Below are 24904 nucleotides of genomic sequence, written 5' to 3' on the forward strand. Positions count from 1 at the left end.
CCTACTGTAGCAGGTTGTGCTACATTGCGCTACGCGCTCAGGTAGCGCCGCAGCATCTCCACCGCGGCGGTGATGTTGGCGATCGGCACCCGCTCGTCGCGCGTGTGTGCCAGGTTGGGATCGCCCGGCCCGAAATTGACCGCGGGGATCCCCAGCGCGGCGAACCGCGCGACGTCGGTCCAGCCGTACTTCGCGCGCACCCGGCCGCCGGCGGCCTCGACCAGCGCCTTGGCCGCGGGCTGGGACAGGCCGGGCAGCGCGCCCGCCGCCGAGTCGGTCATCTCGAGGTGAACGTCCAGGCCGTCGAATACCTCGTGCACGTGCTGCAGCGCCGCCTCGACCGACCGGTCCGGGGCGAAGCGGAAGTTGACCGTCACCGCGGCCGCGTCGGGGATCACGTTGCCGGCCACGCCGCCGTCGATGCGCACCGCCGACAATCCCTCGCGATACTCACAGCCGTCGATGTCCACGCTGCGCGCCCGATAGGAAGCCAACCGGTCCAGCACGGCACCCAGCTTGTGAATTGCATTGTCGCCCAACCACGATCGCGCCGAATGCGCGCGCGTCCCGGCGGCGCTGATCACCACCCGCAGCGTGCCCTGGCAGCCCGCCTCGATGAAGCCGCCGGTGGGTTCGCCCAGGATCGCGACGTCGGCAGACAGCCATTCCGGCAACTCGCGCTGGATGCGGCCCAAACCGTTTGCCGCCGCGTCGATTTCCTCGCAGTCGTAGAAGACCAGGGTCAGGTCGTGCACCGGCTCGGCCACGGTGGCGGCCAGGTGCAGGAAGACCGCGTCACCGGATTTCATGTCCACGGTGCCGCAGCCCCAGAGCTCGCCGTTCTCCAAGCGGCTCGGCAGGTTTTCCGCGATCGGCACGGTGTCGAGGTGCCCGGCCAGCAGCACCCGCGACGGCCGGCCGAAGGAAGTGCGCGCCAGCACGGCGTCGCCGTTGCGGACGATCTCGAAGCCGGAGGTCTGCGCCCGCAGCGCGGCCTCCACCTCGTCGGCCAGGCGCGCCTCGTCCCGCGACTCGCTGCGGATGTCGACCAGCGCCGCCGTCAGCGCGATCGGGTCCCCGCGTAGGTCCAGCACGCCCCCAAGGGTAGTGGTTGAGCCCGGCAAGTAACCTGGCCGCCGTGACTGGAGCTGTAGGTATCGGGCTGGCGACGCTGGCCCACGACGGGTCGGTGCTCGACACGTGGTTTCCCGCACCGGAACTGACGGAGCCTGGCACCGGCGGCACGTCGCGGCTGGCGTTGTCCGACGTTCCGCCGGAACTGGTCGCGCTGGTGGGCCGCGACGACGATCGCGGCACCGAGACCGTCGCGGTGCGCACCGTCATCGGTTCGCTGGACGACGTGGCCGCCGACGCCTACGACGCCTACCTGCGGCTGCACCTGCTGTCGCACCGGTTGGTGGCGCCGCACGGGCTGAACGCCGGCGGCTTGTTCGGGGTGTTGACCAACGTCGTGTGGACTAATCGCGGTCCCTGCGCGATCGAGGGTTTCGAGGCGGTGCGGGCGCGGCTGCGCCGCCACGGGCCGGTGACCGTCTACGGCGTCGACAAGTTCCCGCGGATGGTCGACTACGTCCTGCCCACCGGGGTGCGCATCGCCGACGCCGACCGGGTGCGCCTTGGCGCGCACCTGGCGCCCGGCACGACGGTGATGCACGAGGGTTTCGTCAACTACAACGCCGGCACCCTGGGCGCGTCGATGGTCGAGGGGCGCATCTCGGCGGGTGTCGTGGTGGGCGACGGCTCGGACGTCGGCGGCGGGGCGTCGATCATGGGCACGCTGTCCGGCGGTGGCACGCAAGTCATTTCGATCGGCAAGCGCTGTCTGCTCGGCGCCAACGCGGGCCTGGGCATCTCGCTGGGCGACGACTGCGTCGTCGAGGCCGGCCTGTACGTCACCGCGGGCACCAAGGTGACCACGCCCGACGGCAAAGCGGTCAAGGCCCGCGAGCTCTCGGGCGCCAACAATCTGTTGTTCCGGCGCAATTCGGTCACCGGGGCGGTTGAGGTGGTGGCCCGCGACGGTCAGGGCATCGCGCTGAACGAGGACCTGCACGCAAACTGAGTCAGCCGGTCACGTCCTCCAGGCTCAGCGGCGTGCCGTTGGTTTCCGGCAGCAGGTAGGTGCAGACCAGGCCGACCGACGTCAGCGCGGCCAGCATGGCGCCGATCGCCCAGCTGCCGTACGTCGCCAGGAGCGTCCCGGCGAGCAGCGGCGGCAGGGCCCCGCCGATGACCCCGGCGAGGTTGAGGGCCAGCGCCGACCCGCTGTAGCGGTACCGCGTGGCGAACAGCTCCGGGATGAAGGCGGCGGTGGGCCCGGAGCCGATCGCCCCGCCGATCGCCATCCCGACGACGGCAACCACGTACAGCGCCGGGTTGCGGGTGTTCAGCAGCGGCATGACGGCGAACGCCCAGGGCAACAGGAGCGACCAGCCCAGCAGCATCAGGCGGCGGCGCCCCACCAGGTCGGACAGGGTGGCCGAGGCCGCCACCGTCGCGATGCTGACCAGCCCGGTCAGCGCGCCCACCGACCAGATGAAGCCGCGCGTGTACCCGAGGTGCGAATTGGCGTAGATGAGCAGATAGGTGTGACCCAGGTAGCCGAACCCGAATCCGCCCAGCAGGCTGCCGCCGGCCAGCAGGATCTCGCGGCGCTGCAGGCGCCACAGCTCCCCGAGCGGCGCCTTGGGCACCAGGTCACGCGCCTTCTCCTCGGCGAACACCGGGGTCTCGTCGATATTGAGCCGCACGTACAGCGCGATCCCGATCAGCCCCGCGCTGAACAGGAACGGCAGCCGCCATCCCCACTGCATGAACGCGGCGCTGTGCTCCCCGATGCTGAAGTTGACGCCCAAGAAGGTCAGGCTGGCGAGCACGGCCGCGGTGCCGGCGCCGAGCAGGGTGAACATGCCGTAGCGGCCCCGCTTGCCGGCGGGCGCGTACTCGGCGCTCAGCAGCGCCGACCCCGCCCATTCGCCGCCGACGGCGAACCCCTGCATGAGTCGCAACACGATCAGGATCAAGGGGGCGGCCGCCCCGATGGCGGCCGTGCTGGGCACCAGCCCGACGCTGACGGTCGAGACCGCCATGATCAGCAGCGTGGCGATCAGCGTCTTCTTGCGGCCCAGCCGGTCGCCGAAGTACCCGAACACGGCGGCGCCCAGCGGCCGGGACAGGAACGCCGTCGCGAATGTCGCCAGCGAGGCGACGACGCCCAGCGTCGAACCGAGTCGCGGGAAGAACACCGTCGGGAACACCAGCGCGGCCGCGGTGCCGTAGATGAGGAAGTCGTAGTACTCGATCGCGGAGCCGACCAGGCAGGCGGCCGCCACCCGCCGCATGGGCGTGTGGGCGCGCTCGGCCACAACCGTCGGCAGTTCCGTCACGACTACGACGGTAGGTGAAGGCGCGCCGTCACGCTCGATGGAAAACCTGGCAAAACGCTGCGTGTCTCGCCCGGGCCGATGGCCGCGAGCGCGCGTGTTTGCACAGCGACACGCCGTGGGGGACGTACATTTGCGCGCGCTCGCGCCAGACAGCCCGCGGCTCAGCCCTCGGATAGCAGCTGCTTCTTGAGTACCTTGCCCATGGCGTTGCGGGGCAGCGCCTCCACCAGGCGCACCTCGCGCGGGCGCTTGTGGATCGAAAGCTCTTGGGCGACGTAGTTGATCAGTTCGGCGGTGTCCAGGTCCGAGGAGCCGACGACGAAGGCGACGATGCGCTGGCCCAGGTCCTCGTCGGGCAGCCCGACGACGGCCGCCTCCTGCACGCCGGGGTGCCCGAGCAGCGAGGTTTCGATTTCGCCAGCGCCGACGCGGTATCCGCCGGACTTGATCAGGTCGACCGACTCGCGTCCGACGATGCGGTGCATGCCGCCGTCGTCGACGACCGCGACGTCGCCGGTGCGGTACCAGCCGTCGTCCCCGAACGCCTCGGCGGTGGCCTCGGGCCGGTTCAGGTAGCCGTCGAACATCATCGGGCCCCGAACCTGAAGGCGCCCAACGGTTTCCCCGTCGTGCGGCACGGGGTTGTCGTTGTCGTCGAGCAGCCTGGTCTGCACGCCGGCGACCGGCAGGCCGACCCAGCCCGCGCGGCGCTCGCCGTCGGCCCGGGTGGAGATGGTGATCAGCGATTCCGAGGCGCCGTAGCGTTCGATGGGCTGATGCCCGGTGAGCTGGGCCAGCCGGTCGAACACCGGCACCGGCAGCGGCGCGCTGCCGGACACCAGGAGCCGCGCCGAGCGAAGCGCCTCGGCCGCCGAAGCGTCGGCGACCAAGCGCGACCACACGGTCGGCACCGCGAAGAACAGCGAGCCCCCCGACTCCGACGCGGCTTTCGCGTAGCCGGCTGGTGTGGGTTTGCCGGTGTGCACGAAGCGGTTTCCGATCCGCAGCGACCCGAGCAGGCCCAGCACCAGGCCGTGCACGTGGAACAGCGGGAGGCCGTGCACCAGGACGTCGTCGGCGGTCCACTGCCAGGCCTCGGCCAGCGCGTCGAGGTCCGCAGCGATCGCCCGGCGGCTCAGCACGACGCCCTTGGGCAGCCCGGTGGTGCCCGACGTGTAGATGATCATCGCGGTGGCGTCGGGTGACGGCTCGGGATAGCGGTGCCAGGAGCGGGCGTGCAGTCGCACCGGAATGTGCGGCAGCCCTTCGGTTTCGTCCGGCTGAGGGCCCAGCCACGCCCGCGCGCCGGAGTCGGTGAGCATGTGCCGGCGTTCGGCCGCGCCGACGTCGGAGGGCACCGGCACGAAGGGCACGCCCGCGATCAGGCAGCCGGTGATCGCCAGCACGGTCGCCGCGGACGGCGTGGCCAGGACCGCGACCCGGTCCGCGCCGGCCACCCGTTCGGCGACTGAGGTTGCGGCGCCGACCAGGTCGCTGCGGCTCAGCGCGACGCCGTCGATGCTGACCGCGTCCGCGATGTCGGTGGTGGTAACGGCCGAGGGGTCCAGCGATGCCAGCAGCACGACTGCAGGCTACCCGGCCTTCTCGTCCCAGATCTTCATCAGGGTGGACAGGATCTCCTCGCCGCGACCCAGCCCGGCCAGATGACTTTCGCCGGGCAGCACGAACAGCTCGGCGTCGGGCAGCAGGGAGACGACGTGCTCACCGTGGGCGAACGGGACGATGTGGTCGCTGTCGCCGTGCCACCACCGGACCGGGACTTTGACCTCGTCGAGCCGGAATCCCCAGTCCCGGGTGAACAGGATCACGTCGTTGAACGGGGCCGCCAACTGCTTTCGGCTGCCGTTGAGGAGGTCGTCGAGGAACATCGCGGCGAACTCCGGCCGGGTGAGGAGGCGCCGGTCGCCCTCCGGCGATATCGCGGCGTACAGGTACAGCGCGGGATTGGCGACCGGACGGATCGCCCTGATCACCAGGCTCGCGCCGATCCGCAGCGGGTCGCCCCCCAGCCGCAAGAACGGTGCCGCCCGCTTGCCCAGGTTCATCAGGCCGCTGGTGATCCCCTCGTCACCGAGGAACGGGGCGACGCCGCCGAGCACGCCGACCGCGACGACGCGATCGGGCAGCACCGCGCCGGACGCGAGCGCGTACGGCCCGCCGCCGGACAGGCCGATCACCGCCATCTTGTCGATGCCCAGCGTGTCGGCGATCGTGCGCAGGTCCTCGCCGAAGGCCCGGATGTTCTCGTACCGGTGGGGCGTCGACGATCCGGTGCCCGGCCGGTCCATGCCGATCAGCCGGATGTCGTGCTGTTCGGCGTAGACGCGGGCCTCGACCGGGATCTGCCGGCGCGCCCCCGGCGTCCCGTGCAGCCAGAAGACCGCGCGACCCCACGGGGCGCCGAACTCGGCGAACCCGATTTGGCGGTCCTCACCGACCGCGATGTTGCCTTCGAGCTTGGGGCGGGCGATCGCGATGGCCATGCCTGAAGCTTGTCATGTGACGCGCCGATTACGAAAGGCTCACGGCCTGCTGGACAAAGGACCGCAGCGCCGACGCCACCAGGTCCGGGTCGTCGCACATCGGGAAGTGGTTGCCGTGGCGCACCTTCAGCTGTTGCGCGGTCGGGAACAACGCCTTCCAGCGCGGCTGAAACCGCAGCGGGTCGTTGAACTGACCGAAGACGGTCAGCAGCGGCCGGTCCGCCAGGGGTCCGCGCAACGCGGCGTCGACCTCGGCGTAAACGGCCCGCGCGCCGCGCGCGTCCCGGAAGTAGGCGTGCCAGGCCCGCCGCGCCGGCGCGCCGATGCCGGCCCGGAAGACAGCGCGGTCGGAGCGGCGCCAGTGTCGGCCGACCCCGAAGCTCGTCGAGGTGATGCGCGCCAGCACATTGGTCGCCACGTCCACCTCGCGGACCGGGGCGCTGCCCATCAGGGCGAGCATGCCCCGAAACGCTGGGCCGGTCGGTGTCCAGGCGAAGCAGTTGACCGCTCCCAGCGCGGCGACGCGGTCGGCACGGCGGGCCGCGGCCAGCAGCCCGGCCGGGCCCCCCAGGTCGTGGGCGACCAGGGTGACATCGCGCAACTGCAGCGCATCGATGACGGCGGTCACCGCGTCGCCCGCCTGTGCCAGCGTCGGGTTCGGCGTCGGGTCGCTGAGCCCGCAACCGGGCGCGTCGACGGTGACGCACCGAAAATCGTTCTGCAGGCGCAGCAATACGTCGCGCCAGACGAAACTCCAGCTGCCGACGTGAACGAACAGCAGCGTGCGCCCGCGGCCGGTGTCGGTGACCGCGATGCGGCCTTCCGGGCGGCTCATAGCGTAGGTGTCCCACGGCCACGCCGACGACGGCAGCCAGTCAGGGCGGTCAAGTGTGGCAAGGGTTTTCATGACGAAACCTCCGGATTGACGATGCGCAGAAACAGGTACTGCCGGATCCCGTACATCTTGAACATGAGCCGGTTGACGGCGCCGAAGGAGTGCCTCACAAGGGGTTTCGCGTCGGCGGCGTCGACGAAACGCGGCTGCGTCGCGTGATAGGTCTTGCCGCCCAACACCACCACGCACCCCCCGGCGGCCCGGACGTTGCGGGCCCAGTCGGACACATTGCCGAACGACAGCGGAATCACGACGGTGTCGCCCGTGACGTGGGCTCCCGTGGAGGTCACGTACCGCTTGCCGGACTTGCGGCCGACGTGATGGACCCGGGCGATCAGCGGCACGAAACGTCGCCCGGCCAGCAGGCCGACCAGCGGGTTGAGCAATCGCGACGATGGCCCTAGGAGCAGCCTGACGACGAGTGACGGTCGTACCGGGACGAACGAATTCTGTTGTGCTGCAGTACTCATGAACTAAAGGACGACGCGGACGCCCGGAATGTGACGCCTACCGGTTGCCGCCGAGTTCGGCGCGCAGCGGCTCCAGCGTCGAAGGGCGCACCAGGACATGGATTTTGGTGATCCTGCCGTCCCGGATCGTCAGCGCCAGCAGGCCGGCCAGGCGGCGGTTGACGAAGCCCAGCACCGCGGGCTGGCCGCACACCGGCTGCGCCACCAGCACGGTGCCCGGACCGCTCCAGTGGCGCAGGATGTTCCGCCCGACGCGGTCGGCGCCCAGGACGACCAGGCCGCTGCGGGCGTCGATTTCACCGGACACATCGGGGTCGAGCACCCCCAGCAGCTCATCGAGGTCCCCCGTGGAGCACGCCTCGATGAATGCCCGGGTGACCTGCTGGTGCTCGCCCGGTCCGACACCGCCGGAGCGCATTCGGGATTCGCCGATCTTGCGCCGGGCGCGATGCGCCAGCTGCCGGCAGGCGGGCGCGCGGCTGCCGACGGTCGCGGCGATGGAGTCGTAGGGCACCTGGAAGATGTCGTGCAGCACGAACACCACCCGCTCGGCGGGCGTGAGGCGTTCGAGCACGACCAGCAGGGCCAGCCGGACCTCGTCGTCCAGGGTCACCCGGTCGGCGGGATCCACCGCCGGCGACGGGCGGTCGCGGTAGCCGTGCTCATTCATGTCGTGCGGGCGTTCCCGGCGCGACGACGCTGACTTCATGTGATCCAGACACAACCGGCTGGTCACCACGATCAGCCAGCCGCGCTCGTCGTGGATGGCACCCAGCGGAGCCTGCAGCAGCCGGAAGAAGGCCTCCTGCACCACGTCCTCGGCCGCGCCGACATCGCCCAGCATCCGGAACGCCAGATCCACCAGGTAGGCGCGGTTGGCCCGCCACGCGTCGCTCACCTGGTCGTGCCGAGAATCCATGAAGTTCAGGACGAAACGGCCGGACCAAATGTGACACGCGGCGGCCGTCGGTAGTGGCTCAGTTAGAAGTAGCCTGGTTCTGGCGCTTGGGAGAGCTTCCGCCGCCGTCCGGTGTGCGCCCTCATCCCCCGGCGACTTTCAGCAAGATCTTGCCGCCACGCAGGAGATGCGACACTGCGTCCTGGATCTGCTCCAGGGGATACACGGCCGCCACCGGAACAACGAGGGTGCCGTCGGCCACCAGCGGTGCCGCCTCACGAATGACAGGTAGCACCTTGTCGCGGTAATCAAAGTCGCCGACGAAGAATCCACGGACGGTGAGGTGCTTGGCCACCAGGGTCGAGGTGTCGACCCACATCGGTTCGTTTCTGGCCCAGGAATAGCTGACGAGACGTCCACCGTCGGAGAGCAATTCGAGAAGCCGCGCCACCCCCGGGCCACCGACGGCGTCCACTGCCAGCGCAACTCGCGCGTCGCCGATCGTTGCTCGAATGTCGCCGGCAGCGTCGGGGTCATCGGCGTGGACCACGTCGGCTCCGGCTGCTGTGAGCTCGGCGATCGTGGTGTCATCGCGGGCCAGGTTGATTGTTTTCAGTCCACGGAGTTTGGCTAGCGCGATCAATGACCGCCCCACACCGGAGTTCGCGGCGTTTTGAACCACCCAGTCCCCGGGCCGCAGGCGGGTGCATTCACTGAGCAACAACCCCGCGGTCGGGGGGTTGCTGCCCAGCATCGAGTACTGCTCGACGTTGCCGCCGGCGGGAAGTGGGAACAGGCCGTCGGCGGGCACGACGAGCCGCTCACGCCATGCACCGGCATACAGCGGTAGCACGACCAGATCGCCGACTTGAAGTCCATCGACTTCGGCGCCAGTGGCAAGTACGCGGGCGACCCCCTCTGCCCCGGGTATGTGGGGCAGGGGCGGTTGCGCCAGCATGCCGCTGACAACGAGTAGGTCGTGTTTGTTCAGCGGCGAGTACTCGACGGCCACCAGCACCTCATGCGGGCCCGGTGGCGGCGGTTCCTCGATGTCGACGACGCGCAGCACCTGCGCGGGGTCGCCGAACCGTTCAATCTGGATGGCGCGCATAGCAATTCCTCTCACCGGGCTGGTCAGTTTCGATAGCGGCTATCGCCGACGTTCGGCGTCGCTGCGGGCCTCGATGGCCTTGACGCTGTGGACGAACGGCTTCTTCAACACGTTGCGGCCGCCCGTCGCGAGGAGGAGCGCCAACACGCGGCCCTTGAAGGACTTGCCCTCGCGGACGATGACAACGTCCACATCCGTGGTGTCGTCGGGACGCCGGGTCAGGGTGTAGACGTAACCCGACGCGCCACCCCAGGTGTTCGAGTCGGTGGTCGTCAGCACGACGCGGTTGGGGTCGGACCAGTCGTAATGCAGGCGCTCCCAGATGCCGCCCGAACCTTCGGTGATGTCGGCGTCACGCTCGCCCAGGCGGTGCACCTTGAGGTCGCTGTCGGCGCTGTTCGGGAAGATCTCCGAACGGCCCGGGCCGAAGTCGGTGAGCCCGGCGACGAACTGCTCAGGGGTGGAGGTTGTCGACTGGTGAAAGTGAAGAGTGGTCATGGCGTGCTCCTTGATTAGCGGTGTGGGTATTTCGTCCACGGGAAGCGTTTCGCCGGTAACGCCAATTCCAGGTAGGGACTGCGGAAGGCAACCCTGTTCATCCTGGTACTGCGGGGAACAGTCTTAAGATCTTGCGATGGCGTCAACGAAAAGTGCGCTGGGTGACTTCCTGCGCGCGCGCCGCGAACAAATCCGGCCCGAGGATGTCGGGTTGGATTCCGGACGCCGCAGGCGCGTCCCGGGATTGCGCCGCGAGGAGTTGGCGATGCTCGCTGGGATTAGCGTCGACTATTACCTGCGGCTCGAGCAAGGCCGTGACCAGCACCCCTCCGCACAGGTGCTCGATGCGCTCGCCCGGGCGCTGAGACTGGATATCAAAGCCACACAACATCTGCATCGGCTTGCGGGCTTGCAGGCGACGCATGGCCCTCAACCTGCTGCAGAGACGGCGACTGACAGTCTCGATCAACTGATCAGTCAGATCTCGCTTCCTGCGATCGTCACCAACCGATACCAGGATGTGTTGGCGGCCAATGGGATTGCCCGCGCACTGTCGCCGGGGTTCGCGCCCGGCGAGAACATGCTGCGGTGGCGGCTGCTGGCACCGGCTGCTCGCGAATTCTTCGCCGATTGGGACGACGCGACTGAAGTCGCGGTGAGTGGACTACGTGAATCGACGGCCGGTGATCTGGGCGACCCCCGCCTGCGCGCCCTGATTGGCGAGCTCTCGGCAGCCAGCGATCGGTTCCGCGAACTGTGGGCACGTGCCGATGTCGGATACCGCGCCGGCATCCTGCACATGCGACATCCCGTCGCCGGTGACCTTTACCTTCGCCGCACCAGGCTGAGCGTCCCCGAATCGGACACCCAGGTGTTCATTTACCATCCCGAACCAGGCAGTGATTCGGCGAAAGCTCTTGCGGCACTGGCAGCTTCCTGACCCGCAATCTCACGGTTCGAAAATCAGCAGAGGCTTACCCCCGTGTGCGGGAGCTTCAGCCAAATAGACCGCTTCGCTGAACTTTTCGACGCGGATGGGCTGGCCCTCCGGCACGCGCAACGCGCCGTTGTCGGCGAGCTGAACCGTCCGGTTGATCGTTGCGGCAATTCGATCCTGCGGGGCCTCGGTGAACCAGCGGAACAGCCAGAATCCCCGAACGGTCTTGGTTTCGTAAATCAGCGAGCGCGCGAAGATGGGGACGGTGAGTTTGTCGGGATCGGTTTGGCGGTGTGTGGACAGCGCTCCGTAGACGATCAGTTCACCGTTCGGCGCCAGCGCTCGCGACACGTCCGCACCCACCTGTCCGCTGACACAGTCGATCGCCTTGGAAACGCCATCGTCGCCTGCGATGTCGATCACGCGCTGGCGCAGGTCCTCATCCTCGGTGCAGATCACCGCGGTGCCGCCCAGCCGGAGGATGTCGTCGACCGCGGATCGGCGGCGGACCACGTTCAGCGTCTTGAAGCCGACGTGTGCTCCGAGTTGGATGACCGACTGGCCCACGGTTGAACCAGCCGCGGTCTGCAGGAGCCATTCACCCGGTCGAACGTCGAGTTCATCACCGGTCAGGATCACCGCGGTGAGTGGATTGCTGAGAATCTGGGCTGCCGTGGAGTTGCTCATGCCGTCGGGAACAGCCAAGACCCGCATGGCGTCTGCAACAACATAGTCCTGCCAGGTGCCCGTGACTCCGATCGTGATGACGCGCTGCCCGACGGTCAGATCGTCTGCGCCGCTACCGAGTTCGTCGATCACACCGACGGATTCGATGCCGGGCACGGCGGGGAACTCCGGGGTGAATCCATATCGTCCGCGGATGGTATGCAGATCGCTGGCATGGACCGGTGCAGCTGTTACCCGGATCCGGACCTGGCCCGGACCGGGCTCCGGAACCGGGCGCGTCTGCAGGTTCAGGACCTGGGACGGTTCGCCTAACGTGTCGGCGACGAGAGACCGCATCGCTCGCATCGTCCTCGCGCTCCTTCTGTCGCTCCAAATCTCAGCGGTTCGGTTCGCACAGCGTCGGCCGCCCATGGCGGCGAAGATTCGGATCAGGTTGGTCAGATGCAGCCGCCCGAGCCCCAATGCTGCCACCGCGGGCAAGGTTTAGGGTCGCATCTCGACCGCTGCCGGATACACGGGGGAAAGTCCCCGGCCGTCACATTTCGCGGCGGCGCGGCGTCCTTAACAGTCATGAGCCGCATTCCCACCCACACCGTCAACGACGCACCGCAGGCCAGCCGGCGCCTGCTCGCCAACGTCATCCAGTTCTCCCCGACCGGCCGGCCGCTGAACCTGCACGGGCAGATGGCGCACTCCCCCGCGGTGCTCGTCGCGTACACGTCGCTGCGCGCGGCGACCGCCGAGCACGGCACCGTCGGCCCGCGGGTGTCCGCAGCACTCATGCTCGCGGCGGGCGGCGTCATCGGCAATGAGTACGTCGTCGCGATCACCGAGCGGCTGGCCAAGCTCGCCGGCTGGGCCGACGAGCAGATCGCGGCGCTGCGAGCCGGGACCGCGACCGGGGACGCCAGGGTCGACGCGATCGCCGGGTTGGTCCGAGAGGCGACGGCCGACTCCGGCAGGGCGAGCGACGCCGCGTGGAGTCGCGCCGTCGACGCCGGCTGGACCGACGAGCAATTGACGGAGGCCTTCGCCTATCTCGGCCTGACCGTCTTCACCGCGTACTTCCTCAACTACGCGCAGACCCAGCTCGACGTCCCGGTGGCGGCGCTATGACCCGAGCGGCCGTTCGCCGATCACCCGTTCGGCCCGCAGCGTGGCCAGCTCGTCCGCCGAAAGGCCGAGCCCTGAGAGGATCTCGTCGTTGTGCTGACCCAGCGTCGGCGGGGCGCCGCGGTGGTGGCGCACCGGCCCGGGCGTGATGCGAAACGGCCAGCCGGGATAGCGGTGCGCTCCGGTGACGGGATGTGTGAACTCCTCGTAGTATCCGCGCGCGTCGAGCTGAGGTATGTCGTACATCTTCTCGCCGGTGATCACGGGTTCGACCGGAATGCCCTGTGCTTGAAGGGTTTCGACGATTGCCGCCGGGGTCTGGGTGCGGGTCCAGGCGGCGACCATCTCGTCGAACGCGTCGTGGTCGATTCCCGGCTCCTCGAGCAGCGACAGCGCCACCCACGCGTCGTCGACGTTTGTCGGGTACACGCCCTGCAGGTAGCCGCGCCGGCGGTTGCCTTCCCGCGCTTGCACGATGCCGTTCATCGAGTACTCGATCGCCGGTTCGGCGGTCACGGCGGCGGCGACCTCGATCTGGGCGACCTCGATCAGTTGCCCCTCCCCCGTCCGGCGCCGATGCTCCAGCGCCGCCAGCAGCGCGACCCCGGCGTGCACCCCGACGATCGGGTCGGCCGGTCCCTGCGGGTTGCACGGCGGCCCGTCCGCGTACCCTGTGACCGCCGACATCCCCGCGGTCTGCTCGAAGTTCAACGCCCAGCCGACGTAATCGCGCCAGGGCCCCTGCAAGCCGAAACCCGGCATCCGGACCATGATCACGTCGGGCTTCAGCGCCGCCAGTGACTCGTAGTCCAGACCGAACTGCTCCACCACTCGCGGGGAAAAGTTCTCCACGACGACGTCGGCCTGCGCGGCCAGCCGCCGGACGATTTCCCGGCCGCGCCGCGAGGTCAGGTCCAGCGTCAGGTCCTTCTTGTTCAGGTTGGTGGCCTGCCACAGGCCGCTGCGTTCGTACCAGTCGTCACCCTCGAAGGGAAACGCGCCGGAGTAGCGAAACCCGTCGGGCCGCTGGATCGATTCGACCTTGACGATGTCGGCGCCAAACGCGCCCAGGTAGCAGGTCAGATATGCGCCCGCCCAGAAGGTGCTCAGGTCGAGGACTTTCAGTCCCGCGAAGGGCCCTTTGGTTCGCGAATCGAACGGCACCGCGATTTCCGGGCCCCGATTTCGCGGTGCGGTTCGGTTCGCGGCACTGCTGAATCGAAACGCCTTCCCCGGGCGTCGGAAGCCGGCCTGCTGGACGAAGAACTCGCGCTTGGCGTATTGCGGACATTCCAGAACGGTGGCGCCGTCGTTGACCGGGGTGGCCGGAATCCGCATCGCCTGAGCGAGTTCGACGATCTCGGCGACGGTCTGCTCGGCGAGCAATGGCTCGGCGCGAGCATAGAATTCGGCGCGTTCGGGGCCGCCCAGCATGATCGCGATCTGCTGGTCGCCGAACTCGGACAGGCCCAGCATCGCGCACACGTCCAGCCAATGCTGGCCCGTCAGGCAGTTGATGCCCACCCAGCCGTCCGCGGCCCGGACCACCCCAAGCATGGGAGCTCCCCGAGCGTTGGTGGGCAACCCGAGACTCAGCATCTTCTCCGCCATCAGCATGGGATACGGCAGCGTCGAGAGCAATGATTCCAATGACGAAACATCAACCTGGACAACCTGATCCGACGCAAGACGCAGCGCCGTCAACGCGCCCAGCGCGCCGTAGGCACCCGCGACGTACTCGTCGATCCGCGCGCCGACCTGCACCGGCGGGCGGTCGGGGTCACGCGCGCTGACCCAGCCCGACGCCGCCTGCAAGGTCAGCGACGTCGCCGGCCGGTCCCGCCACGGTCCGGACTGCCCGAAGGCAGATATGCGCAACAGCACCAGGCCGTCGAGATGCAAGCCCAACGCTTCCAGCTCTCCCGGCCCGAGGTTCTCCACCAGCACGTCCGCGTGCGCGATCAGGTCCGGGGCGTCCTTCAGTGCCGCAATTCGCTTGCCGGCGTTGAGGTACTCGAACAACCCACCACTGCCCCAGTGGCGCAGCGGATCTCCGCCCGGCGGCTCAACCTTGGTGACCTCGGCACCAAGGTCGACGAAAAGCTTTGCCGCATAAGGGCCGGAGATCTCCCTGGTGATTTCGACGACGGACAGCCCCGCAAGGGGTCCGCTCACGCGGGAACCCCGATGGCCATCGCCTCCATGTAGTGGTATAGCCCGGCGATGCCGCCGCCCTCGCGCCCCAGCCCGCTGAGCTTGAACCCGCCGAACGGCGCGCCGCCGGGACCGCACCCGTTGACCGCGACCTGCCCGGTGCGGATGCGTCGCGCGACGCCGACGGCACGGTCCACATCGCCGCCCCACACCGCCCCGGAAAGTCCGTATTGCGAGTTGTTGGCGATGGCGACGGCGTCGTCGTCGTCGCGGTAGCGCAGCACCGTCAGCACCGGCCCGAACACTTCCTCCTGAGCGATGGTCGAATTCGGGTCGACGCCGGTGAGGATCGTCGGCTCGAAATAGAATCCGACGTCCAAACCGGCCGGGCGGCCACCCCCGGTCGCCAGCCGGCCCCCGTCGTGGACCGCCCCGTCGACATGCGCCTGGACCCGGTCCCGCTGCGTGGCGCTGATCAGCGGCCCCATCTGCACGTCGGGGTCGGTGGGGTCGCCGACCTTGACGTCGCGGGCCAGCGCCACCAGCCGGTCGACCACGTCGTCGTGCAGCGAATCGGGAAGCAGCATCCGGCTGTGCAGGATGCAGGCCTGCCCCGCGTGCAGCGAGCACGAGTCGAACAGCATCTGCTGCAACATCTCGTCGGTGACCTCGGTGTCGTCCAGGACGATGCTGGCCGACTTGCCGCCCAGCTCCAACAGGATCCGCTTCATGGTGTCGCCCGCGGCGGACATGACCTGGCGCCCGACGACGGAACTGCCGGTGAAGCTCACCATGTCGATCCGCGGATCGGTGGTGAGCAGCTTGGCCGCCTCGATGCCCGACGGCGTGACGACGTTGACGACGCCGGCTGGGATGTCGGTCTCCTCGTCGATGATCCGCGCGAGCGCGAGCCCCGCGAGCGGGGTCAGCGGCGAGGGCTTGAGCACGACGGTGTTGCCCGCGGCCAGCGCGTGGTTGAGCTTCATGACGTTGAGGCAATGCGGGAAGTTCCACGGCGTCAGGACCGATACCACGCCCAGCGGCTGGTGACGCAGTAACGTGGTGCCCGCGCTCATGCCGGTCACCGCTTCCTCGCCCAGCTGTTCGGCGAGCTGGGCCGCGACCATCGACATGTATCCGGCGCCGTCGATTTGCATCATCCGCTCGTTCGAAACGCAGCCCCACTCCGCCTGCGACAGCGCGAAAAACTCGTCGGCGTGGTTCAGCAGCGCCGTGCCGAGCTGGTTGAGGCAGCCGGCCCGCTCCGGCGGGCCCATGCGGCCCCACGGCCCGCTGTCGAAGGCCCGCCGCGCGGCGTCGATCGCCGCGCCGACCTGCCCGATGCTCGCGTCCGGCGCGGTGCCGATCGATTGCTCGGTCGCCGGATTGATGTCGTCGTAGCGACCGCCCTCCGGGTCGACCCATCTGCCATCGATGTAGAGCTGGTAGGTGTCGACAAGAGTTCCCGGAGTTTGTAGCTCGGTCATGCGCGCTTCCTCACCCGAACGTCGGTCATCTAGACAGTCAGTGTTCACCCGCGGCCCTCTGGCGTCAATCATCAATTGAACGAATTCCCGCCTATTTCACGGCGTTGGCAGTCCATTGACAGACCTGGCCGGACCGAGTAGACACAACGTCGCAAGACACATTGGTGTGATGTGTCGGATCGCCTGTCGAGGGAGGCCCGCCGTGCGGACCACTGTTCCCGCTTCTCTGTTGCACTCCCCCGACTTCTACGCGGGCGATCCGTACCCGGCGTACCGGGAGCTGCGCGCGTCGTCGCCGGTGTGCTGGAACGACGTCACGAACTTCTGGGCGCTGCTGAAGTACGAGGACATCCGCTTCGTGTCGAGCAACCCGGCGCTGTTCAGCTCCACCGAGGGCGTCACGATCCCCGATCCCGCACAGCCGAGCCCGGTCCAGCCCGGCAGCCTGATCTTCACCGACCCGCCGCGGCACCGGCAGATGCGCAAGCTGATCAACTCCGGCTTCACCCGGCGGCGGGTGGCCGTCCTCGAGCCGAAGATCCGCGAGATCGTGCGGGGCATCCTCGACGACCTACAGCCCGATTCCGTCCACGAGTTCGCCGAAGAGATCGCCGCGCCGCTGCCCACCCGGATGATCGCCGAGCTCATCGGCGCCCCGCCCGACGACTGGGAGCAATTCCGGGCCTGGTCGGACGCCGCCACCGGCACGGCCGACCCGGAGATCGAACTCGATCCCTTGGTGGCCATGGGCCAGCTTTTCGAGTACTTCCAGAAGCTGATCGCCCAGCGGCGCGTCGACGCGCGCGACGACCTGCTGTCGGTCCTGGCGGGCGCGGAGATCGACGGGGTCCGGCTCACCGACGAGGACCTGCTCAACTTCGCCTTCCTGCTGTTGGTCGCTGGCAACGAAACCACCCGTAATCTCATCGCTTTGGGCACGTGCGCGCTGATCGCCCATCCCGACCAGTGCCGGCTGCTGGTCGAGGACCGCTCGCTGATCCCGGGCGCCGTCGAGGAGATGCTGCGCTGGAACAGCCCGGTGGTGCACATGGCCCGCACCGCGACGGCCGACGTCGAGATCCGGGGACAGCGGATCGCCGAAGGCGACACGGTGGTGATGCTGTACGGGTCGGCCAACCGCGACGAGGACATCTTCGGCGCCGACTCGGAGGAGTTCAAGGTGACCCGCCACCCGAATCCGCACATCGCGTTCGGGTGTGGTGAACACTCTTGCGTTGGTGCGCAATTGGCCCGCCTGGAGGCGTCGGTGATGTTCGACGAGCTGCTGCGGCGCTTCCCCCGGCTGGAACTCGTCGGCGAGGTGGACCGGATGCGCGCCACCATGGTGCCCGGCGTGAAGCGGATGCCCGTGCGGCTCGGGACGGCCGAGTGATGGAGCTCGACTACACGCCCGAGCAACAGCAGCTGCGCGCCGAGATCCGCGCCGCGCTGGAGCGGGTGATGACGCCCGAACGCACGATGGCGCTCAGCGAGCGGATGGAGGGCGGTCCCGAGGTGCGCGAATGCGTACGCGCTCTGGCCGCGGCCAACCTGCTCGGTGTCGGCTGGCCCAAAGAGTATGGCGGACAGGGCTTCTCGGCGATCGAGCAGTTCATCTTCGCCCAGGAGGCGCAGCGGGTCAACGCGCCGATCCCGCTGGTGACGCTCAACACGGTCGGCCCCACCCTGATGCAGTGCGGCACCGAGGAACAGAAGCGCAAATTCCTGCCTGCCATCCTCGACGGCAGCGTGGAGTTCGCGATCGGCTACTCCGAGCCGGGGGCCGGCAGCGACCTGGCGTCGCTGCGCACCACCGCCGTGCGCGACGGTTCGGACTACGTCATCAACGGCCAGAAAATGTTCACCAGCGGCGCCGCCTACGCCGACTACGTCTGGCTGGCCGCCCGCACCGGCCCGAACGTCAAGAAGCACAAGGGCATCTCGATCTTCATCGTGCCCACCTCGTCGCCCGGCTTCTCCTGGCAGCCGCTGCACACGATGCCGGGCATCTCCACCTTCTACACGTTTTACGACGACGTCCGGGTCCCGGCCAGCGCCATCGTGGCCGGGGAAAACCAGGGCTGGCAGCTGATCACCACCCAGTTGAACTTCGAGCGCGCCGCGCTGGGCAACCTCGGCGCGCTGGAGCCGCTGTTCGAGAAGACCCTGGATTGGGCGACCAGCACCGAACTCGACGGTGGCCGCGTCATCGACCAGCCCTGGGTGCGGCTCGCGCTGGCCAGGGTCGAGGCGCAGGTCGCCGCGTACAAGCTCGTCAACACGCGGGTGAACGCGGCGATGACGAAAGGCGGGGCGAGCACGGGCCTGGATATGGGACAAGCTTCGGCGGCCAAGGTTTTCGGCACCGAGCTCACCCAGCAGGTCGCCCGCCAGCTGCTGGAGGTGCTCGACGGCAACGGGGTGCGCCGCGGCGACGACGCGCCGCTGCGGGGCGCCCTGGAAACCGCGTACCGATGGGCGGTCATCAATACGTTCGGCGGTGGCGCCAACGAGATTCAGCGTGACATCATCGCCATGGCCGGGTTGGGGATGCCGAGGGCACCCCGCGACCTTCGCCCCCAGCAAACAGGAGGATCATGACCGACCAAGATGCCGAGGTGCTTACGAAGCTGCGGGCGCTCGTGGGCCAGCCCACCGGCGGGACCGGAAAGCCCTCGGTGGCACCGGATCCGGTCAACCAGCCGATGATCCGGCACTGGGCCCACGCGCTCGACGACATGAACCCCGTCTACCTCGACCCGGAGTTCGCGGCGTCGTCGCGGTTCGGCGGCATCGTGTCGCCGCCGGTGATGCTGCAAACCTGGACGATGCCGTCGCCGAAACTGGAGGGCATCGGTGACCGGGGCGGCTCCCCCGTCGAAATCCTCAGCAACCCAACGGCATTCCTGGACGAAGCCGGATACACCAGCACGGTGGCCACCAACTCGGAGTTCGAGATCGAACGCTACCCGCGGCTGGGTGACGTCATCAGCGCGACGTCGGTGTTCGAGGAAGTCTCCGACGAGAAGAAGACCGCGCTCGGCACCGGGTTCTTCTTGACCTGGTTGATCACCTACACGGATCAGGACGGTGAAGTGCTGGGACGACAGCGATTCCGGGTGCTGCGATTCAGGCCGGCCCGCTGATGGCCCCCCGGCTGGCGCCGGCGATCAGCCCGGACACCGAGTTCTTCTGGAATGGCCTCCGCGAGCACAAGCTGCTGATCCAGCGCTGCGGCGGATGCGGGACGCTGCGCCACCCGCCCCGCCCCATGTGTCCCCACTGCCGGTCGCTGGACTGGGAGGCGGTCGAGTCCTCGGGCCGCGGCACCGTCTACAGCTACGTGATGCCGCACGAACCGCGGTTCCCGTTCTTCGACTATCCCTACATCGTGGTGCTGGTGCAGCTCGACGAGGGGGTGCGGCTGGTGTCGAACCTGTGCGGCATCGACCCCGCCGACGTCACGGTCGGCATGCCGGTCGAGGTGTACTACCAGGACTTCGACGGTCCTGGATCGGAAGACCTGGTGCTGCACCAGTTCCGGCCTCGGCAGTAGGTGCGCGATGGATTTCACGTTCACCGAAGAGCAGGAGACGATCGCCAAACTCGCGCGGGAGATCTTCGAGCGCCGGGCCACCCCCGAACGGCTGACCGAGGTGGAGGCCGGCGAGACCCGTTACGACGCCGCGCTATGGGGGGAACTCGCGAGCGCGGACCTGTTGGGCACCGGGCTGCCCGAGGCGGTCGGCGGTAGCGGCGGCGGCTTCGTGGAGCTCGGGGTGCTCCTGGCCGAGGTGGGCTTCAGCGTCGCACCGGTGCCCGCCTATGCGACGCTCGTGCTCGGCGCCGACTCGATCGCCCGGCACGGAACCCCTGAACAACAGCGGCGGTTCCTGCCCGGCGTCGTCGCCGGAACCCGCATCCTGAGCGCGGGCCTGCAAGAGCCCGGCCGCTCCGATCCAACGAGGCCGTCCACCAAAGCCCTTCGCGACGGATCGAATTGGCGACTCGACGGCGCCAAAGAGCTGGTGCCGGCGGCGCAGCTGGCCGACACCGTCCTGATCCCCGCCTGCACCGACGACGACGGCGTCGGGCTGTTCCTGCTGCCCACCGACGCCCGCGGCGTCGAGATCCGCCCGCTTGCGACCACCAACCGCGAACCGCACGCGGACGTATTCCTCGATGGTGCAACGGTTTCCGCCGGCGACCGGCTGGACGGCCCCGTCGACTCGTTGCACACGCGGGCGCTCGTGGGCCTGTGCGCGATTCAGCTCGGCGTCGCCGAGCGCGCCCTGCGCATCGCGGCCGACTACACCAGCGGCCGTGAACAGTTCGGCCGGCCGATCGGCAGCTTCCAGGCGGTGCAACAGCGGATGGCCGACGCCTTCATCGACGTCGAGGCGATCCGATGGACCACCTGGCACGCGGCGTGGCTCGTCGCGCGGGGACGTCCCCCCGAAGAGGCGCGCCGGGCGGCTCGCATCGCGAAGTTCTGGGCCGCCGAGGCCGGCGCCCGCGTCGCCGCCACCGCCCAACAGGTGCACGGCGGCATCGGGATCGACGTCACCTATCCCCTGCATCGCTACTTTTTGTGGGCCAAGCACAACGAGCTCGCCCTCGGTCCCGCCACTGCGCAGCTGGCCAGTATCGGCAGCACCTATTCGGAAGGAAACCGATGACAGCCACCAACAGCCGCACGACCCTCAAGTGGGCCGACATCAGCGTCGGCGACGAGGTGACCCCGCTCGAAATCCCGATCACCACAACGATGATCGTCGCCGGCGCCATCGCGTCGCGGGATTTCATGCCGGTGCACCACGACCGCGACTACGCCAACAAGCAGGGATCGCCGAACCTGTTCATGAACATTCTGACCACCAACGGCTATTGCGTGCGCTTCCTCACCGATTGGGCCGGTCCGGAGGCGATGGTGAAGAACCTCTCGATCCGCCTTGGCGTGCCGTGCTTTCCCGACGATCCGCTGCGCTTCATCGGCAGCGTGACGTCGAAGACGGAAGGTTCGGACGGTGAGAACTTCGTCGAGGTGACGTTCAAGGGCTCCAACAGCCTTGGCGATCACGTCTCCGGCACCGCCGTCCTCAGCCTGCTCGACGGGGGCGCCTCATGACCCGCTTGCTGCCCGGGAGTTGCGCCATCGTCGGCATCGGCCAGACCGAGTTCTCGAAGGAATCCGGGCGCAGCGAGCTCCAATTGGCTTGCGAGGCGGTCAGTGCCGCGCTCGACGACGCCGGCCTGGCGCCCGCGGACGTCGACGGCATGGTCACCTTCACCATGGACTCCAGCGACGAGATCGACATCGCCCGCAATGTCGGTATCGGCGACCTGAGCTTCTTCTCCCGCGTACATCACGGCGGCGGCGCGGCGGCCGGCACGGTCGTGCATGCGGCGATGGCCGTCGCGACCGGCGTCGCCGACGTGGTGGTGTGCTGGCGCGCCTTCAACGAGCGGTCCGGCTTCCGCTTCGGCGGCAGCGGGCGCGACATGAGCGCGACGCCGCTCTTCATGGCGCATTACGCGCCGTTCGGATTGCTCACCCCCGCAGCCTGGGTCGCGATGCACGCTCAGCGCTACATGTCGACGTACGGGGTGACCAACGAGGATTTCGGCCGCATCGCCGTCGTCGACCGGGCGCACGCGGCCAAGAACCCCGACGCGTGGTTCTACCAGCGCCCGATCACCCTGGAGGACCACCAGAACTCGCGCTGGATCGTCGAACCCGTGCTGCGGCTGCTGGATTGCTGCCAGGAGAGCGACGGCGGGGTCGCTCTGGTGGTGACGAGCGCCGAACGCGCCCGCGACCTTCGACAGCCGCCGGCGGTGATCACCGCGGCCGCCCAGGGCGCGGCCGCCAACGGGGAGATGATGACCAGCTATTACCGAGACGACATCACCGGGCTTCCGGAGATGGGGGTGGTCGCCAACCAGCTGTGGCGCGATTCGGGCCTCAAGCCCCAAGACATCCAAACCGCCTTCATCTACGACCATTTCACCCCGTTCGTGTTCACGCAGCTCGAGGAGCTCGGCTTCTGCGGGCGGGGAGAGGCGAAGGACTTCGCGACGGTCGAGCGGCTCTCCCTGGGCGGGGAATTTCCGATCAACACCAACGGCGGGCTGCTGGGCGAGGCCTACATCCACGGCATGAACGGCATCACCGAGGGCGTGCGGCAGGTGCGCGGCACGTCCCACAACCAGGTCGAGAACGTCGAGCACGTGCTGGTCACGTCGGGAACCGGCGTGCCCACCAGCGGCCTGATCCTCTCACCCGCCGATTAGGGGGAACACATGCCCAAGCTCGCGGTATTGACCGCACCCGGGGGGCCGATCGAGCTGGCCGAATTCCCACTCACCGCGCCCGCGCCGGGGACCGCGGCGCTGCGGCTGCGGATGGCGGGGATCTGCGGATCCGACCTGCACATCTTCCGCGGCGAACTGCCGTTGCCGTGCCCGTTTGCCCTGGGTCACGAAATGGTCGGCGAGATAGTCGAACTCGGCGAGGGGATGACGACCGACGCGACCGGCAAGCCGCTCACCGTCGGCGACCGCGTCGTCACACCGTACTTCTGGACCTGCGGGGAGTGCCACGCTTGCGCACGCGGCAGGTCCCACGCGTGCCAGAACCTGATGGCCGGCGAATACCGCACCCACGAGCAGGCGCCGCACTTCGTGGCCGCGCACGGTGAGTACTACTACACCAGCCGGCGGCAGCCGTTGTACAAGGTGCCCGAGGAACTCGCCGACGAGGCCGTCACGCCACTCAATTGCGCTCTGGCGCAAGTGCTGTTCGCGCTGCGCGACGTGCGGCTGGGCGACACCGTCGTCATCCAGGGCGCGGGCGGGCTGGGCATCAACGCCGCCGCCGTGGCCAGGACCGCCGGCGCGGCGGCCATCATCGTCATCGACAAGATCGCCGAACGCCTCGACGTCGCATCGGATTTCGGCGCGACCCATTGCATCGATGCCAGCGACATCTCTTCCTACGAGGTGACCGAGCTTGTCCGTGCACACACCGACGGCATCGGCGCCGACTGGGTGCTCGAGGTCGTGGGTGTGCCGGGCGTCATCCCCGACGGAATCGGCTTCTTAAACAACGGTGGCACCCTGCTCGAGGTCGGCAACGTCGGGATGGGGCGCACCTTCGAGCTCGACCCCAGCGCCCTCGTCTACGGCAACAAGTCGGTGCGCGGCGTGATGCTCTACGACCCGGTCACGCTGGCGATCGGCTTATCCTTCCTGCGGCACACCGATTTTCCGTTCGATCGGCTGATGCCCAAGCCGTTCCGGCTGGACGACGTCAACGAGGCGTTCGCCGCGGCCGATGCCGGGCTGGTGCCGAGGGGAGCGTTGGTGCCGTGATGTCACAAGCGGCGCAAACCACCGACACGCGGGAACTCATCGTCGAGTCCGCATTCGTTTGTTTTGGCAGGCAGGGGCTGCAGAAGGCGACGATCGTCGACATCGCCCGGACGGCCGGCGTGTCGCGCAGCACCATCTACGAGTACTTCAGCGACAAGGCCGAAATCATCGAGGCGTGTGCCGAACACGCCTCCGAGCGGTTCTACCGCGAGATGTCCAGGGCGATGGCTCAGGGTAGCTCGCTCGAGGATAAGCTCAGCCGCGCAGCGGTTTTCGTGACCCAGGCGAGGCGGGTCATCGCCTCCGAGAAATATTTCGACGAGGACGCGGTCAGCCTGCTGCTCACCAAGGACGCCGCCGTGCTGCTGCGCGAGTGCGTCGACTTCTTCGCGCCGTATCTCGCCGCGGCGCGGCTCACCGGCGAGGTCCGCAAAGACCTCGACATCGAGGCGGCCGGCGAATGGTTCGCCCGGATACTCTTCTCGCTCTTTAGCACCCCGTCGTCGACCCTGGACACGGACGACCCCGAGGTGGCGGCGGAGTTTGTGCGCGCCCATGTGGTGCGGGGCTTCGGCAGCGATCGCCCGCGACCCCGCCGCGGTTAGCACTCAGCGGCGCTGTTGTGGCCAAACGGTTTCGGCGTGGTGGACGGGTCGGCCGTGGCCGGGCAGCAGGTGCGCGACGGGTAGCTCTTCGAGGCGCTCGCGGGTAGCGGCGGCGGTTGACGCGTCGACGATTTCCGGTGTGTGCCAGGCCTTGCCGCCAACGGTGAGCACGGCATCGCCGGACAGCAGCGTCCGGGTCCTCGGGTTCCACAGCGCGACGCTGTCGTCGGTGTGACCGCTTGCGCTGATCACGGTCCACTCCGCCGCGCCGGGCAGCGGCCGGCCGTCGGCGAGCCCACCGGCGGGGGACGGCCCCCTCCAGCGCATACCGAGCGGGGTGCCGTACCCCGCCACCCGGGCGCCGCCGAAGAGTCCCGCGACGCCGATTCGATCGAACGGCTGGTCGATCATGGTGGGCCAGATGGTTGCCGCTTTCGCGGGCGTCGGCGTTCGCGGCTTCACCCCGTCGAGATAGGTAAGCGTCTTGTCGGGCAACCAGATTGGCGCGCCGTAGCGGGCGGCGAGTGTTGACGCGCCCGCGACGTGATCGCTGTGCCCGTGCGTTGCCACGACGGCGTGCAGGGTTCCGCCAAACCGACCCACGACGGGCGCCAGGTCGCGGGCGACCCGCGGTAGCCCGGCGTCGACGACCACCACGCCGTCGTCGCCGTTCAGCACATAGCAGTTGAAGATCCAGCGCGACACCCGCGTGATGCCGAGGTCGGGCATCTCGTCGATAACCAGGCTCATGCCCGAGAGGCTAC

Annotated in this window: 25 protein-coding genes; 12 read left to right on the forward strand and 13 right to left on the reverse strand. The window is 68.6% G+C overall.

The window, feature by feature from the left end; translation table 11 throughout:
* Positions 1-29 precede the first annotated feature (29 nt).
* Positions 30-1094 (reverse strand): succinyl-diaminopimelate desuccinylase, encoded by a 1065-nt coding sequence (dapE, locus tag AC5Y4S_RS10990; RefSeq protein ID WP_500032608.1) that lies wholly within the window; start codon positions 1092-1094, stop codon positions 30-32.
* A gap of 35 nt (positions 1095-1129) precedes the next feature.
* On the opposite strand from dapE, the gene dapD reads away from it, so the two are divergent.
* Positions 1130-2083: a 2,3,4,5-tetrahydropyridine-2,6-dicarboxylate N-succinyltransferase gene (gene dapD, locus AC5Y4S_RS10995; protein ID WP_500033293.1), complete on the forward strand. Its 954-nt coding sequence runs from the start codon at positions 1130-1132 to the stop codon at positions 2081-2083.
* A 1-nt stretch (position 2084) separates the two neighbouring features.
* Here the strand turns inward: dapD and AC5Y4S_RS11000 are convergent, their stop codons facing one another.
* The 8 genes from AC5Y4S_RS11000 to AC5Y4S_RS11035 all read right to left on the reverse strand — a co-directional run bounded on the left by AC5Y4S_RS11000 (position 2085) and on the right by AC5Y4S_RS11035 (position 9783).
* Positions 2085-3362: an MFS transporter gene (locus tag AC5Y4S_RS11000; protein ID WP_500033294.1), complete on the reverse strand. Its 1278-nt coding sequence runs from the start codon at positions 3360-3362 to the stop codon at positions 2085-2087.
* A gap of 206 nt (positions 3363-3568) precedes the next feature.
* Positions 3569-4990 carry an acyl-CoA synthetase gene (locus AC5Y4S_RS11005; RefSeq protein ID WP_500032609.1) on the reverse strand — a complete coding sequence of 474 codons (1422 nt, stop codon included), beginning with the start codon at positions 4988-4990 and terminating at the stop codon, positions 3569-3571.
* Positions 4991-4999: 9 nt separating this feature from the next.
* Entirely contained in the window at positions 5000-5911 is a 912-nt protein-coding gene (locus AC5Y4S_RS11010) for an alpha/beta fold hydrolase (RefSeq protein WP_085190126.1), read from the reverse strand.
* Between the two features lie 28 nt (positions 5912-5939).
* A complete protein-coding gene (locus tag AC5Y4S_RS11015; RefSeq protein ID WP_500032610.1) occupies positions 5940-6818 on the reverse strand; it encodes an alpha/beta fold hydrolase in 879 nt (292 codons plus the stop codon).
* Positions 6815-7276 (reverse strand): nitroreductase family deazaflavin-dependent oxidoreductase, encoded by a 462-nt coding sequence (locus tag AC5Y4S_RS11020; RefSeq protein ID WP_500032611.1) that lies wholly within the window; start codon positions 7274-7276, stop codon positions 6815-6817. The genes AC5Y4S_RS11015 and AC5Y4S_RS11020 overlap by 4 nt, the downstream gene beginning before the upstream one ends.
* 37 nt (positions 7277-7313) lie before the next feature.
* Positions 7314-8195: an RNA polymerase sigma factor SigI gene (sigI, locus tag AC5Y4S_RS11025; protein WP_500032612.1), complete on the reverse strand. Its 882-nt coding sequence runs from the start codon at positions 8193-8195 to the stop codon at positions 7314-7316.
* 121 nt (positions 8196-8316) lie between these two features.
* Positions 8317-9285 (reverse strand): zinc-dependent alcohol dehydrogenase family protein, encoded by a 969-nt coding sequence (locus AC5Y4S_RS11030; protein ID WP_500032613.1) that lies wholly within the window; start codon positions 9283-9285, stop codon positions 8317-8319.
* A 39-nt stretch (positions 9286-9324) separates the two neighbouring features.
* Entirely contained in the window at positions 9325-9783 is a 459-nt protein-coding gene (locus AC5Y4S_RS11035) for a hypothetical protein (RefSeq protein WP_500032614.1), read from the reverse strand.
* A 136-nt stretch (positions 9784-9919) separates the two neighbouring features.
* Between AC5Y4S_RS11035 and AC5Y4S_RS11040 the strand changes: the two genes are divergently transcribed.
* Positions 9920-10723 (forward strand): helix-turn-helix domain-containing protein, encoded by an 804-nt coding sequence (locus tag AC5Y4S_RS11040; protein ID WP_500032615.1) that lies wholly within the window; start codon positions 9920-9922, stop codon positions 10721-10723.
* A gap of 9 nt (positions 10724-10732) precedes the next feature.
* Here the strand turns inward: AC5Y4S_RS11040 and AC5Y4S_RS11045 are convergent, their stop codons facing one another.
* Positions 10733-11743 carry a zinc-dependent alcohol dehydrogenase family protein gene (locus AC5Y4S_RS11045; RefSeq protein ID WP_500032616.1) on the reverse strand — a complete coding sequence of 337 codons (1011 nt, stop codon included), beginning with the start codon at positions 11741-11743 and terminating at the stop codon, positions 10733-10735.
* Between the two features lie 234 nt (positions 11744-11977).
* Between AC5Y4S_RS11045 and AC5Y4S_RS11050 the strand changes: the two genes are divergently transcribed.
* Positions 11978-12523 carry a carboxymuconolactone decarboxylase family protein gene (locus AC5Y4S_RS11050; protein WP_500032617.1) on the forward strand — a complete coding sequence of 182 codons (546 nt, stop codon included), beginning with the start codon at positions 11978-11980 and terminating at the stop codon, positions 12521-12523.
* Here AC5Y4S_RS11050 and AC5Y4S_RS11055 read toward each other — a convergent pair.
* Positions 12518-14695, reverse strand: coding sequence for a CaiB/BaiF CoA transferase family protein (locus AC5Y4S_RS11055; protein WP_500032618.1), 2178 nt, complete (start codon positions 14693-14695; stop codon positions 12518-12520). The two genes, AC5Y4S_RS11050 and AC5Y4S_RS11055, sit on opposite strands and share 6 nt — an antisense overlap.
* A complete protein-coding gene (locus AC5Y4S_RS11060; RefSeq protein ID WP_500032619.1) occupies positions 14692-16161 on the reverse strand; it encodes an aldehyde dehydrogenase family protein in 1470 nt (489 codons plus the stop codon). Before AC5Y4S_RS11060 ends, AC5Y4S_RS11055 begins: the two co-directional genes overlap by 4 nt.
* Positions 16162-16330: 169 nt before the next feature.
* Between AC5Y4S_RS11060 and AC5Y4S_RS11065 the strand changes: the two genes are divergently transcribed.
* From AC5Y4S_RS11065 to AC5Y4S_RS11105, 9 genes are read left to right on the forward strand one after another with little or no spacing between them, the layout of a single operon-like run.
* Positions 16331-17554: a cytochrome P450 gene (locus tag AC5Y4S_RS11065; RefSeq protein WP_500032620.1), complete on the forward strand. Its 1224-nt coding sequence runs from the start codon at positions 16331-16333 to the stop codon at positions 17552-17554.
* Entirely contained in the window at positions 17554-18762 is a 1209-nt protein-coding gene (locus AC5Y4S_RS11070) for an acyl-CoA dehydrogenase family protein (RefSeq protein WP_500032621.1), read from the forward strand. The genes AC5Y4S_RS11065 and AC5Y4S_RS11070 overlap by 1 nt, the downstream gene beginning before the upstream one ends.
* Positions 18759-19307, forward strand: coding sequence for a MaoC family dehydratase (locus AC5Y4S_RS11075; RefSeq protein ID WP_500032622.1), 549 nt, complete (start codon positions 18759-18761; stop codon positions 19305-19307). The genes AC5Y4S_RS11070 and AC5Y4S_RS11075 overlap by 4 nt, the downstream gene beginning before the upstream one ends.
* Entirely contained in the window at positions 19307-19717 is a 411-nt protein-coding gene (locus AC5Y4S_RS11080) for a Zn-ribbon domain-containing OB-fold protein (protein WP_500032623.1), read from the forward strand. Before AC5Y4S_RS11075 ends, AC5Y4S_RS11080 begins: the two co-directional genes overlap by 1 nt.
* Positions 19718-19724: 7 nt before the next feature.
* Complete coding sequence (locus AC5Y4S_RS11085; RefSeq protein WP_500032624.1) at positions 19725-20840, forward strand: acyl-CoA dehydrogenase family protein; 1116 nt, start codon at positions 19725-19727, stop codon at positions 20838-20840.
* Positions 20837-21289 (forward strand): MaoC family dehydratase, encoded by a 453-nt coding sequence (locus tag AC5Y4S_RS11090; protein ID WP_500032625.1) that lies wholly within the window; start codon positions 20837-20839, stop codon positions 21287-21289. The genes AC5Y4S_RS11085 and AC5Y4S_RS11090 overlap by 4 nt, the downstream gene beginning before the upstream one ends.
* A complete protein-coding gene (locus AC5Y4S_RS11095; protein WP_500032626.1) occupies positions 21286-22455 on the forward strand; it encodes a lipid-transfer protein in 1170 nt (389 codons plus the stop codon). The genes AC5Y4S_RS11090 and AC5Y4S_RS11095 overlap by 4 nt, the downstream gene beginning before the upstream one ends.
* 9 nt (positions 22456-22464) lie before the next feature.
* Positions 22465-23535, forward strand: a complete 1071-nt coding sequence (locus AC5Y4S_RS11100) for a zinc-binding dehydrogenase (RefSeq protein ID WP_500032627.1) — start codon at positions 22465-22467, stop codon at positions 23533-23535.
* Entirely contained in the window at positions 23535-24140 is a 606-nt protein-coding gene (locus AC5Y4S_RS11105) for a TetR/AcrR family transcriptional regulator (RefSeq protein WP_500032628.1), read from the forward strand. Before AC5Y4S_RS11100 ends, AC5Y4S_RS11105 begins: the two co-directional genes overlap by 1 nt.
* A 3-nt stretch (positions 24141-24143) precedes the next feature.
* Here the strand turns inward: AC5Y4S_RS11105 and AC5Y4S_RS11110 are convergent, their stop codons facing one another.
* Positions 24144-24890, reverse strand: a complete 747-nt coding sequence (locus AC5Y4S_RS11110; RefSeq protein WP_500032629.1) for an MBL fold metallo-hydrolase — start codon at positions 24888-24890, stop codon at positions 24144-24146.
* Between the last annotated feature and the right edge of the window lie 14 nt (positions 24891-24904).

This window comes from Mycobacterium sp. NGS64 (assembly GCF_059812245.1).